At 64.0% G+C, this 11,658-nt stretch carries 10 protein-coding genes and 2 pseudogenes; 6 read left to right on the forward strand and 6 right to left on the reverse strand.

Going from position 1 to position 11,658, the window contains the following annotated elements:
• Positions 1-101 precede the first annotated feature (101 nt).
• On the reverse strand, positions 102-872 hold the full coding sequence (gene arsM, locus MYXE_RS02140; RefSeq protein WP_085193057.1) for an arsenite methyltransferase: 771 nt from the start codon (positions 870-872) through the stop codon (positions 102-104).
• A gap of 60 nt (positions 873-932) precedes the next feature.
• Between arsM and MYXE_RS02145 the strand changes: the two genes are divergently transcribed.
• From MYXE_RS02145 to MYXE_RS02165, 5 genes are all read left to right on the forward strand, one after another.
• Positions 933-1,367: an ArsR/SmtB family transcription factor gene (locus MYXE_RS02145; protein WP_232061707.1), complete on the forward strand. Its 435-nt coding sequence runs from the start codon at positions 933-935 to the stop codon at positions 1,365-1,367.
• A gap of 22 nt (positions 1,368-1,389) precedes the next feature.
• Positions 1,390-1,578, forward strand: a complete 189-nt coding sequence (locus MYXE_RS25195; protein WP_369124669.1) for a MerR family transcriptional regulator — start codon at positions 1,390-1,392, stop codon at positions 1,576-1,578.
• Entirely contained in the window at positions 1,568-1,858 is a 291-nt protein-coding gene (locus MYXE_RS02155; protein ID WP_003921668.1) for a hypothetical protein, read from the forward strand. Before MYXE_RS25195 ends, MYXE_RS02155 begins: the two co-directional genes overlap by 11 nt.
• A gap of 216 nt (positions 1,859-2,074) precedes the next feature.
• Positions 2,075-2,563 carry an organomercurial lyase gene (gene merB, locus MYXE_RS02160; protein WP_161552030.1) on the forward strand — a complete coding sequence of 163 codons (489 nt, stop codon included), beginning with the start codon at positions 2,075-2,077 and terminating at the stop codon, positions 2,561-2,563.
• An 81-nt stretch (positions 2,564-2,644) separates the two neighbouring features.
• On the forward strand, positions 2,645-4,048 hold the full coding sequence (locus MYXE_RS02165; protein ID WP_039890630.1) for an amino acid permease: 1,404 nt from the start codon (positions 2,645-2,647) through the stop codon (positions 4,046-4,048).
• On the opposite strand, the gene dacB is transcribed toward MYXE_RS02165, so the two are convergent.
• Both dacB and MYXE_RS02175 read right to left on the reverse strand, forming a co-directional pair.
• Positions 4,027-5,487, reverse strand: coding sequence for a D-alanyl-D-alanine carboxypeptidase/D-alanyl-D-alanine endopeptidase (dacB, locus tag MYXE_RS02170; protein ID WP_085193054.1), 1,461 nt, complete (start codon positions 5,485-5,487; stop codon positions 4,027-4,029). The two genes, MYXE_RS02165 and dacB, sit on opposite strands and share 22 nt — an antisense overlap.
• Before the next feature lie 319 nt (positions 5,488-5,806).
• Positions 5,807-6,229 carry a DUF4189 domain-containing protein gene (locus MYXE_RS02175; RefSeq protein WP_085193053.1) on the reverse strand — a complete coding sequence of 141 codons (423 nt, stop codon included), beginning with the start codon at positions 6,227-6,229 and terminating at the stop codon, positions 5,807-5,809.
• 168 nt (positions 6,230-6,397) lie between these two features.
• Between MYXE_RS02175 and MYXE_RS02180 the strand changes: the two are divergent.
• Positions 6,398-7,800: pseudogene (locus MYXE_RS02180) on the forward strand (IS1380 family transposase).
• A 603-nt stretch (positions 7,801-8,403) separates the two neighbouring features.
• Here MYXE_RS02180 and MYXE_RS02185 read toward each other — a convergent pair.
• The 3 genes and pseudogenes from MYXE_RS02185 to MYXE_RS25050 all read right to left on the reverse strand — a co-directional run bounded on the left by MYXE_RS02185 (position 8,404) and on the right by MYXE_RS25050 (position 11,565).
• Complete coding sequence (locus MYXE_RS02185; RefSeq protein ID WP_085196485.1) at positions 8,404-9,408, reverse strand: zinc-binding dehydrogenase; 1,005 nt, start codon at positions 9,406-9,408, stop codon at positions 8,404-8,406.
• The gene (locus MYXE_RS02190; protein WP_003921677.1) at positions 9,408-10,601 is read right to left on the reverse strand and encodes an LLM class flavin-dependent oxidoreductase; all 1,194 of its coding nucleotides are present in this window, start codon (positions 10,599-10,601) and stop codon (positions 9,408-9,410) included. Before MYXE_RS02190 ends, MYXE_RS02185 begins: the two co-directional genes overlap by 1 nt.
• Positions 10,598-11,565 (reverse strand): annotated as a pseudogene (locus MYXE_RS25050) (alpha/beta fold hydrolase). Before MYXE_RS25050 ends, MYXE_RS02190 begins: the two are co-directional and overlap by 4 nt.
• Between the last annotated feature and the right edge of the window lie 93 nt (positions 11,566-11,658).

Below are 11,658 nucleotides of genomic sequence, written 5' to 3' on the forward strand. Positions count from 1 at the left end.
ACAGTTGCGGATCTGTCCACAACCTTGGCCGGCGAGACTGATACTCGAATCACGCCACGCAGTGGTATTGCCCCGACAGGGAACCGCGGACCTGAGCAGGTTTATGCAGCGGGTTTGATGGCGCGGACGGTCGCAGCGTGGATCCCGTCGGCAACCTGATGGGTGAAAGTGATTGACACGTCGGTGAATCCGGCCGCGGTCAGTCCGTCTAGGTATTCCTGTCTGGACAGTGCGCCGGCGATGCAGCCGACATAGGGACCGCGCTCGGCTCGGTCGGCCGCACTCAAAGGGTCTTCTGCGACTACATCCGAGATCCCAATGCGGCCGCCGGGAACCAGAACACGAAAAATCTCGGCGAGCGCAGCAGTCTTGTCGACCGACAGGTTGATCACGCAATTCGAAATGATCACGTCCACTGATTCGTCAGGCAGCGGAACGTCTTCGATGGTGCCCTTGAGGAACTCGACATTGGTGATACCGGCTTTCGCCTGGTTCGCCTCGGCGAGCGCAAGCATCTCGTCGGTCATGTCGACGCCATAGGCGTACCCGTTTGGCCCTACTCGCCGTGCGGATAGCAACACGTCGATCCCGCCGCCCGAACCCAGGTCGAGGACGTGTTCACCCGGGCGCAGCTCGGCCACCGCGGTCGGGTTGCCGCAGCCCAGGCTGGCGGCAACGGCCTCGGCCGGCACTTCGGATTGCTCGCCGTCGCTGTAGAGGCCGACGCCGAAACTGGGATCGACTTCGACCCGCCCACAGCAACCCGCCGCGCTGATCAGATGTGCGTTGGTGTCGACCGAAGTCACCGCGACGGCGGCTTCGGCGTAGCGAGCTCGAATTTGTTCGCGAAGCTTGGTGTCCTGGTCACCCATCTATCTGAGACTCTGCTTCACAGATCGATAGCTGTCAATATGTATGGCAGAATCGGCACCATGACGGGAATTCCGACAACCACGAACCCGGTTTTCGCTGATTTTTCGGCGTGCTGCGACCCGATCACCGGTGGTGTGCTGGACACCGCCGCCGCGGAGCGACTAGCGGCGGTGCTTAAGGCGCTGGCCGAGCCGACCCGGCTGCGGCTGGTGTCGTTGATTGCGGCGCATGACCGAGCCGAGGCCTGCGTGTGCGATCTGACCGATCCTGTGGGGCTGTCACAGCCAACCGTGTCCCATCACCTGAGGATTCTTGCCGACGCTGGGCTGATCGAACGTGACCAGCGCGGCAAGTGGGCGTATTACCGCCTGATTCCGGGTGTTTTGGATGCGCTGGCCGGCGTGCTGGCCACAGCCGATCGCCGCCGACGCGCCGCAGACTCAGCACAACAAGTGCGCGTTGAGCGGCTTGCACCTGGCAGACGGCGGAGCTGATGGCTGCGAGGACGCCGAAAGGATGGCTCGCAGCCGGATCGCCGAGCTTCAGCATCGCATCGATGAATTGACAGCCATGCGCGATGCTCTGGCACAGCTTGTCGCGAGTTGTCGTCAGCCGCGGGCGAAGCGCCCATGCCCAATCCTGGACGCGATTGGAACCGCAGCTGACACAACAACATCCGTAACCGGAGGCCACAATGAGAATTGAATTGCTCACCTCGCCCGGATGCCCCAACGCGGCTACGGCCAGAAAAATCATCACCGACTGCCTGGCCGACCTCGGCATCGAATTGCCGATCCTCGAGCGGATCGGTCCTTTTCCGTCGCCGACGGTCTTGGTCGACGGTTTCGACGTGATGCGCGCGGCCCGGGCTCAGGTCGGGCATGCGTGTCGACTCGACTTGCCGACTGCGCAACAGGTCTGCGACGCACTGCGGGCCCGTCGCCGCGCAATTGGGCGTGCGGACCACGATGACATCGATGTCTGAACCCGCCATGGGGCAAGGGTCGTTTGATGACGCCAGCGTGATTGGCGGTGCGACGAGTCAAACCTGTTGCCAGCCAATACTGTCGCGGCCGAACTGGCGAAAACTGTTCGGCGGCCTCAACACTGCCGATGCGAGGGTGCATCTGATCCGTGCCGCGTTGCGCCTGCCGGCAGCCGGTGAGCCGGGTCACTAAGTCGCAGCTGGCGGATGCCGTCGGTGTGCCCGAACTCGATCTCGACGACGCGCGGCCGGGACATTGAATACGACGACCAGGGCCGCATCGTCGAGTGGGGGATAATTACGAAGCCCACCCCGCACAAATTCACCATCGACAGATGCCAGCGGCGCACCGCCAGCGTCGAGACTCGCTGCCCGACAACGGGAACCGTCATCAGACTCACCGTCGCACCCGAGGTCGGTGTTACCGCGCTGGACCCACCGCGGCGGTCGTATCCATCGTCCACCCGAGCCGGGTCGACCCAGCCGCGGTGCAAGTCACCGGCTGCAATTCGCAGCACTTCTTCGCCGCCGCAGCCCGCCCGCGATTGGCAGTCCCGCTACCCTGGGATGACGGTATTGCCCGTCGCGGAAGCCTACAGCCTGCTGCGGCCATTGGCCGACGCGATCCTTGGCGGCGACCGCCTTCATCACGGCGACACCCGCATGCCGTATCGACCCGGTCAGCCACTGCCCGACGAGCGCTAACCCGGCATCAGCAGGCGCACAACTCGGCGTAGCGCTCACACGCGGATCAGCGGTCGCCGATTCTGTGATAAAGAGATGCGAATGAGCTTCCCTAAGTCCGCATCCGTTGCACCAGATGTCGGATATGAACGGGGCCTGTCGGCGCGCACTGTCCAGATGATGGCGATCGGCGGCGCGATCGGGACCGGCCTCTTCTACGGGGCGGGTGCCGGCATCGAGCAGGCCGGCCCGGCGTTGATTTTGGCGTACATGGTTGGCGGTCTGGTGGTCTTCGTCATCATGCGTGCCCTCGGCGAGTTGCTGGTCTACCGGCCGGTGTCGGGCAGCATGTCCGAGTACGCCGAGGAATTCCTGGGGCGTTTCGCCGGTTTCGCCAACGGCTGGACGTACTGGGCGGTGTGGACCACCACGTGCATGGCCGAGATCACTGTCGCGGGAAAGTACGTGAGGTTCTGGTGGCCTGCCATACCCGAGTGGGTGACGGCATTGGTGGTGCTGACGATCCTGTTTGCCGCCAACCTGATTTCGGTGAAGATTTTCGGGGAGGCGGAATTTTGGTTCTCGATGATCAAAGTGGCAGCCATCATCGGTATGATTGTTTTGGGAATCGTTGTGCTGCTCCCTATTCCGGGCATTGGCCCCAACGCCGGACCGTCGATCGCCAATTTGTGGAACGATCACGGGATCTTCCCCACCGGCGTGAGCCAAGCGCTGCTGAGTCTTCAGACCGTGGTGTTCGCCTACGTCGGCGTGGAGCTCGTCGGCGTCACCGCCGGTGAAGCGGAAAATCCGAAGATCACGTTGCGCAAGGCAATTAATACGTTGCCGTTCCGCATCGGATTGTTCTATGTCGGCGCGTTGCTGGTCATTCTGTCGGTACGCGGATGGCGACACTTCCACAGCGGCCAGAGTCCATTCGTCGCAGTGTTCAACTACGTCAATATCCCGGCGGCAGCCGGGATCGTCAACTTCATCCTGCTGACCGCCGCGCTGTCGTCGTGCAATGCGGGCATCTACTCCACGGGCCGTATGGTGCACAGCCTGTCCGAACGACGCGAAGCGCCAGCGGCTATGCAGGCCTTGAGTTCCCGCCATGTGCCGCTGCTGGCGATCAGCTTCTCGGCTCTGGTGATGGGTCTCGGGGTGTTCGTCAACTGGCTTTCTCCCGACAAAGCCTTCGCCTATATCACCTCGGTGTCTGCGATTGGAATCATCTTCGTGTGGGCCTCAATCCTGGCCTCGCACATGGTGTATCGGCGACGCGCGGCCGCGGGAAAACTGCCGGCTTCCGACTATCGGCTGCCAGGCGCACCGGTGACCACTGCAGTGGCCCTGGCATTCCTTGCCCTGGTGGTCGTCCTGCTGTTCTTCAGCGCGCATGGGCGCATGGCGATCTTGGTCGGCGTCATCTGGCTGGCGCTCGTGTCGATCGGTTACGTTGCTCAGCGTGCCCAGACCCCAGCTCATTTGGAGAACGACTGCTGAAGCGCTGCTGCCACCATTCCGACATCGTCGTTGGCTTGCCGCAGACCGGTGGGCACATCAGGGTAGACGGCACCGCTCATCGACAGGTCGAAGACTAGATGGTGACCGTTGTCGGTGGTGAGGTATCCCGCCAGGCGCTGCACGTTGACCAGGGCGCGACCTGTCGCCGGGTCGGCTACCGCTACGGTTCCAGTCTTGGCTTGCACCTTTCCCTTTGCCGGGCTGTGCGCGCCGACGGCCGCTATCGTGCCGCTTCGGCCCAAGACCGGCTGTCCGGCGACGAAAGCCGGTCCCCACGGCTGCCTGGCCGCCCACCCGACCCAACTGGTCATCTGCCGAGGGGTCGCCGATGCCGGGTAGGCGCCCTCGCCGTCGGTCAACACGACGGCGTCGGACCGCAAACCGGCTTTGTCGACGACGGCGCGGACAGTGCGCAACCCGTCGGAGCAATCGGTGGATCCGGATTTAGTTGCCAGCAAGCACAGCATCGCGTTGGCGCCGACGTTGTAGCTGGTGCGTAGAATCATCGAACCGAACGCCTGCAACGGCGGTGACTGCAGCGACGCCAACCGGCGGCGAGCTGAATAGCTGTTCGGCGCCGGGAGCCAGTACTGGTTATTGGGGCCGAGCGCTGGGGCGCTCACCGCAATCCCCACGCGCCCAAGGGCTTCGACAAACAATGTGCGAGCCCATGTCTCGGCGTCCGGCACGTGGTAGATCGTGAGCTGCGGGCTTCCTTGCGGGATCAGCCCGCTGACGACGAGGTTGTGCGAGTTGGCGGGATCCGCGCTCACCTCGAGGCTCGATGGGTTGCCGGGTTTGATGGTCGAGACCTTCGCCTGAACGGTGAAGGCCGTTGTCGACGGTGTGGTTTGGACGATCGCCGGCTGCCCGACGTCACCGGGTGACACGTCGATGTCGAGGATGTTGTCGTTGACGAAGATTGGCGGAACGCCGCCCTCCTGCCCGGGTGCGTAGCGCCAGATCCGAGTATCGACGATGACGTCGCCGTCGATGGCTTTCACTCCCTTGGCAGCGATTTGGCGGGCCAAGTCGTTGAGGCCCGCCAACGGATCGTCGCTAACCTTGCGAGCGTTGGGTGCGATGTCGCCGTAGACGTGGTCGATGCTGTTGGCGTCGAATGCGTCGTCGACGCGGCCGTGCATCGCGCCGCGACCGCCCAACGTGAGATCGCCCGAAGCGACCAGGATGACATCGCCGTGCACTACGCCGTCGACCGTCGGCGCCGTGGCGTACACCGGTGTGGTCAGCCGGGTGTTGGGGCCGATGGTGTCGTATACCGTGCCGATCGTAAATTGCTTTGCGGTCGAGCCGGTCAACACCATCTCGTCGGGCCGCTGGCTCAACAGAACTTCTCCGGAGTCGCGATCGGCGACGTCGTAGTTCCACCGCGCCGTTGCATATGCCGGTTTCGCCATGATCTGTAGTGCGGCGGCGGGCAGCTGTGCGGTTGCTCCACCGCTGCTCTTCTCGGCGTGGCAGCCAGAGACTAGAGCGACCGAGAGTGTACCTGTGGCAAAGAGACGTATTACGCCCCGCAAAGGTCGCTGATGCCACGAGCTATTATCGACCCGGAAGAAGTTGCCGCCCAGGTAATCACACCAATCACGTACGGACCAGCCCAGCAGGCATGCATTAGCGCCCGCTGGGCTGGGCAACCGGTCACGTCTGGCTAACAGTCTTGCCAGCCGGATGGCCGTGACGCAGCTAGCGGGGAAGCCCCCACTTGCAGCATCTTCACTCGCCTTCCGACGCGCCGCTGGTGGTTGTCGGAGAAGTGGTGGTGGTCGTCGACGTGCTGGTTGTGGTTGTGGACGTGCTGGTTGCACCCGCAGGCGGGTTGTTGCATGCAGAGCGGAGGACTGTGCTGCCTGGACTTTGGTTCGTTGCGTTTCGTTCGGCCTCCTGCTGTGTCGCGCCGCTGTCACCGAAATATTGGTTCCCATTTTGGACGACCGCGCCGCAGTCGGGATACTTGAAGGTGATCAGCACGTTGCATATGGGGTTGTTTTGCTGACACTCCGAGCTCGCAGCCAAGTTAGCCTGGTACTCATTCGGCTTATTCGTCGCAACACCAACCGACTTGCCATCCGGCGAGACGGCAATTGCGCCCCACTCCTCTTGGGCGTTGGCAGCTGGCGCCATCGCGACCGTCAGCACGACTGCTAGTGCGGTACCGGAAGCGGCGATCGTCGTGCGGGTTCTAAGCCTAAATCCGTGGATGGTTCCGGTGATTTGATCGGCGTGTGAACAGCGAAAATGCCTTCTGAACTGGGACAATACGAGTGCTGAGGCCGCATTTGTCCATAGTCCGGGAAGGCACTTTCGATGCACTCATCGTATACGTTCACCACCGGATCGGCGGTGTTTGACGAGCAGAATCTGCTGTCGGCGGCCGGGTTGGTGCCAGTGCTGGAACTGGCTGAGCAGACCGGTCTTTCGGAATTGATCAACGAGCGCGTGGATCTGCCGTCGACTCGGGTGAAGTCCGGCGCGGTCAACCCGGCTGGCAAGCTGACCTCGATCGTCGCCGGGATGATGTGCGGCGCGGACAGCATCGATGATGCCAATGTGCTGCGCGCGGCGGCACACCCCGGGTGTTCAACGAGGTATATGCCCCATCGACGTTGGGGATCTTTTTGCGCGAGTTCACCTTCGGGCATACCAAACAACTCGCCGCAGTGGCCCGCGAGCATCTGATCGCACTGGCGGCGCGCACCCCGCTGCTGGCTGGCGCCGACGAGCGGATGTTTTTGGACATCGACTCGCTGCTGCGCCCGGTCTACGGCCACGCCAAGCAGGGCGCCTCCTTCGGTCATGCCAAGATCGCCAGCCGCGCGCTGCTGCGGCTGGGCCTGTCCCCACAGATCACCACCATCTCCACGGCGACCGCCGCGCCGGTGATCGCCGAGGCGCAGCTACGGAGCGGCAAAGCCGCCTCCGGGCGCGGTGCCGCATACCAGCTCAAGCAGGCGATCACCACCGCGAAAGCGATCAACCCCGACGCGCCGATCCTGGTGCGCGGCGACTCAATGTTTGGCACCAAGAAAGTGATCACCACCTGCATTCAGCGAGGCGCCGAATTCTCCCTGTCGATCAGCCGCAACAAGCGCATCAACGCCGCGATCGCCGCCATCGACGAGGCCGCCTGGACCCCGGTGCACTACCCGGGCGCGGTCGAAGACCCCGACACCGGGGCGTTGATCTCCGATGCCCAGGTCGCCGAAACCCCCTACACCCTGCGCCTGGCCCGCGGCCGAACACTGACCGTGCGGCTGGTAGTGCGCCGGGTCAAAGACGCCCGCCACCTGGATGCGTTGTTTCCGGTGTGGCGCTATCACCCGTTTGTCACCAACTCCGCGCTGCCGGTCGACCAGGCCGATATCACCCACCGACGCCACGCCATCATCGAAACCACCTTCGCCGATTTAATCGACGGCCCACTGGCACACATCCCGTCGGGGCTGTTCGCGGCCAACTGCGCCTGGCTGGCCTGCGCGGTGATCGCCCATAACCTGCTGCGCGCCGTCGGCACCCTCGCCGGTGGCCACCATGCCGTGGCCCGCGGGGCTACCCTGCGCCGCGACCTGATCAACATCCCGGCCCGCTTCGCCGCCCCGGCCCGCAAACCAATGCTGCACCTACCCGCCCACTGGCATTGGCGAGCCAGATGGAAGGCCCTGTGGCACAACGTCATCGGTTACCCGATCGCGCAACCCCGCGCCGCCTGACCCCACCTTCCAAGCCCTGTCCGCCCCGCCATCCCAGGCCCGACCCAAGGAACCCAAAGGAAAGCTGGTACAGGCCAGCGGATCACCCACGCCCCACCGCGCCACACTCGGCCGCATCCCAAAACAACCGCGTCGACGGCAACACGAAATCACCCATCCACGGATTCAGGCTAAGACTGGGCCGTGTCATGGCAGTTCCTTTCCAGGCCGGTATTGGGGTTGGGTTCAGCTTGGCGCGGTTGAACAGTTGCATGTGGATGGGCAGCGGTCTGATCTTCGAGCTGGCCAGACTGCAGAATGGATAGACCGTAATCGCACCGTGATAGGTTGATAGGCATAGCCTGCCCTGAGCCTCAGTGGTGTGAATACCTCCTTTCAATGTTGCAAATGCAGGCCCAAACAACGGAGGGTAACTCGGCCGCTTTGCGATGTCGCGGTTTTCTCCAAAATGGTGTGCAGATAGTAGTTAAACCAGGTGCTGTTCAGCACATCTGCTTGATCAGCAAACGGGGTCGAGCCCACAGTTCCTGGCCGGAACTCGGTCGCTCACTGATTCGGGGTGCTAGCGATCGCAGTCGGTCACCTAGCGTTTCGGCGTACGTGTTATGGCGTCACCAGGATCTTGCAGTGGCGTTCGGGATCGGCCAGGTCGTCGAACGCCGCTCCGACCCCGTCGAGGCCGACTTCGCCGGTGATCACCGGCGCGACGTCGATCTCACCTTCGGCAATCGCACGCAGCGACTCGGCGAATTCGTTTGGGTCATAGGCGAACACGAACTGCACGCTGATCTCTTTGGCAACGCCGAAGAACGGATGCACAGTGTCGGGTTGCATGCAAACTCCGGCGACGACAATGCGGGTGCCTGCCGGGGTCCGGCGCATGACATCATCGATGATGCCGGGCACTCCGACCGCCTCGAACACCACCTTCGGCTTCACCGTGTCGAACGGCGAACCGCCCGCGGGGTCGATCGTCTGAACGGCGCCCATCGTGGCAGCAAGCGCGCGTCGCTTCGGTGAAAAGTCTGACGCCACAATCGTTTCTACGCAGCGAATCTTCAACGCCGCGATGATCGCTATCCCGATCGGACCGCAGCCGAGCACCAGCGCCGTCTCGCCGCGCTCAATCCCCGACTTGTTGACCGCATGCAGACCCACCGCCATCGGCTCGGTCAAAGCGGCGTGCCGCGGGTCCAAGCCGTTGGGAATAGGCAACAGCAGCGGCGCCGACAGCAACATCCGTTCGGCGTAGCCGCCGATTGTTTTGTCGGTGAAGCCAATTGGTACGATCCCCTGAGCCGAAAGCACCACTGGTATTGAAGTCACCAGGGTTCCCGGTGGATGCGTGTCGGTTTCGGGTCCGGCTTCGAGCACCTCCGCGCTGAATTCGTGGCCCATAATGATGTCGCGGTGAATGTCAGCCCCGACCCCGGCGCCCATCTGTTTACTCAGCGACAGCATCTCCTCACCATGAGCAGCGAAATGCAGGTCTGAGCCGCAGATTCCGCACGACCGCACGGCGACCAGCACCTGGCCCGGCCCAGGCACCGGTTCGGGCACGTCGTCGCGGTAGACCATGCGCCCGTCGCGCAGCACCGCGGCGCGCATCAGTTCTGCTCGCTTTCCAGCTTGATCTCGTCGGTATGTTCGCTGATGGCTTTGACCACCGCCTCACCGGCCCGGCCGAGCAGCTGGTCCCTCATCCCGCGAGCCCACTCATGCGACGCCTGCGGAGCATCGAGCTGTCTCTTGAAGTGCGGAATCACCTTGCGGGCAAACAATTCGTAGGAGTGGTAGGTGGCTTGCGGTGTGGCCCAGTCGTGGCCGAGCATCAAGAAGGTGCCAAACCCGCCGGAGCGGTCGAGCAGGTCTTGGATGTAGGTGATCGCATCGTCTGGTGTGCCGATGCAGCAATTGCCTTTGGCCGCGTAGTCTTCGACAAACTCCCGCGGCGATTGTGCGCCCTCGACCAGGTTGGCCAACGGTACGAAGCCGGCGGCACCGAAGTATTTCGCAAAATCCTGCAAGCCGTAGGTGCAGTCCTCGATGGCCTGGTCGCGGCTGTCGGCCAGATGCATGATCCCCAGCACCCGCCAGCCGGCCCGGTCCGGCTCGTCTCTGCCCGCTTTGTGGGCTTGGTCGCAGACCACCTGCCAGGCGTTTTCCAGCGCCGCGTAGCCGCCGGGCACCGACATCGACAGCGACAGCAGCGACGTGCCCAGCTGGCCGGCCAGCCGTGGCCCGGACGGGGAAATCATTGCCGCGGTGGCGATTTCGGGATAAGGCCAGGTGTAGGGGCGGACATGCAGCTGCGCGTCGCGCAGGGTGAACCAGTCGCTGTGACGGTTGATCCGCTCGCCGGGGGCTGCGCGAAACAGGGCCAGAATCGCCTCGAGGGACTCTTGCATCATCCGGCGCTGCTCGACCGGGTCGATGCCCATCATGTAGGCGTCCGAGGGCAGCGCCCCGGGGCCGGTGCCGAACATCACCCGGCCGCGAGTCAAATGATCGAGCAGCACCCAGCGGTCGGCCACCATCAGCGGATGGTGGTAGGGCAGCGAGACCACTCCGGTGCCCAGCCGGATGTGTTTGGTTCGCTCGGCCGCCGCCGCGATGAACACCTCGGGGCAGGCGATCAGTTCGTAACCGCCGGAGTGGTGTTCGCCGAACCACGCCTCGTCGAACCCGAGACGGTCGAGTGCGACGACGCGCTCCATGTCGTATTCGAGTGCCACCGTGGGGGATTGCCCGGTGGGATGAAATGGTGTGATGAACACGCCGAAGCGCAGGGGTTGGCTCATCGCAACTCCAAGCTGGACAGGAAGTCGAGTAGTACTTCGTTGATCTTGTCTGGGCGTTCCTGTTGCAGCCAGTGCCCGGCCCCGTCGATCATGACCTCACGGTACGGGCCGGTCACGACCTCGGTTGCGCGGTCACGGCGCATGAAGCTCAGCACGGGGTCGTCCGCACCCGCGATGAACAGCGCCGGCACCGTGATGGTGGGGCTCACCGGGTGCGCCATGATTTCCCAGTTCCGGTCGAGGTTGCGGTACCAGTTCAGCCCACCGGTGAAGCCGGTGCGGGTGAACTCGGCGATGTAGTGGTCGAGTTCGTCGCCGCTGATCCAGTCGGGCAGGCCGTCAGGCTCGGGCAGCCTTTCGACGAAACCCTCCGGTCCCGGCCGGGCCATCCGCAGCCCGGCGGCCGGGTCGCTGCTGCCGCGCAGGCCGCCATCATTCGGCGAATCGTCTTGGCCGGGTCGGCGCCCAACTCGGCGTCGGCGACCCCCGGCTCCTGGAAATACAGCATGTAGAAGAACTTGTCGCCGAAGAGCTTGCGCAGCGCCTGGGTGGGCGGCACCTGGGAGCGCGGCACCGGCGGCACGCTCAACCCGACCACCGCCGCCACGCGATCGGGATGCAGCTGCGCCGCACCCCATGCCACCGGGGCGCCCCAGTCATGACCCACCCACACTGCCCGCTCGGCCCCGACATCGTCGAGCAGACCGACGATGTCGGTGGTCAGCTCGCGAATGTCGTAGGCCTCGACCGCTTCTGGACGAGACGATCCGCCGTAGCCGCGCTGGTCGGGGGCCAGCACGTGATAGCCAGCCGCCGCGAGCGCCGGAATTTGGTGCCGCCACGAATAAGCCAGCTCCGGGAAACCGTGCGCCAGCACCACCGCTGGTGCGCCCCGTTTCCCTGCCTCGACCACTCGTAGCCGCACGCCGTTGGTATCAACTAACCGCTGGGTCGATGCGTGCACGGTCTCACCAAAGCACAACGGCAACCGGCTGAGAAGAGGCTGCGTCGTTCCGGGCGCCCAGTGGGAACCGCCGCCGGCCGCACGCTCGTTGCA

This window comes from Mycobacterium xenopi, assembly GCF_009936235.1.
In the GTDB taxonomy this organism is placed as follows: Bacteria; Actinomycetota; Actinomycetes; order Mycobacteriales; family Mycobacteriaceae; genus Mycobacterium; species Mycobacterium xenopi.

What these genes read in the sequence shown, in the direction of transcription:
- arsM (WP_085193057.1), bottom strand. Translation starts at nt 872, where the DNA reads ATGGGTGACCAGGACACCAAGCTTCGCGAACAAATTCGAGCTCGCTAC.
- MYXE_RS02145 (WP_232061707.1), top strand. Translation starts at nt 933, where the DNA reads ATGACGGGAATTCCGACAACCACGAACCCGGTTTTCGCTGATTTTTCG.
- MYXE_RS25195 (WP_369124669.1), top strand. Translation starts at nt 1,390, where the DNA reads ATGGCTCGCAGCCGGATCGCCGAGCTTCAGCATCGCATCGATGAATTG.
- MYXE_RS02155 (WP_003921668.1), top strand. Translation starts at nt 1,568, where the DNA reads ATGAGAATTGAATTGCTCACCTCGCCCGGATGCCCCAACGCGGCTACG.
- MYXE_RS02165 (WP_039890630.1), top strand. Translation starts at nt 2,645, where the DNA reads ATGAGCTTCCCTAAGTCCGCATCCGTTGCACCAGATGTCGGATATGAA.
- dacB (WP_085193054.1), bottom strand. Translation starts at nt 5,487, where the DNA reads ATGGCGAAACCGGCATATGCAACGGCGCGGTGGAACTACGACGTCGCC.
- MYXE_RS02185 (WP_085196485.1), bottom strand. Translation starts at nt 9,408, where the DNA reads ATGCGCGCCGCGGTGCTGCGCGACGGGCGCATGGTCTACCGCGACGAC.
- MYXE_RS02190 (WP_003921677.1), bottom strand. Translation starts at nt 10,601, where the DNA reads ATGAGCCAACCCCTGCGCTTCGGCGTGTTCATCACACCATTTCATCCC.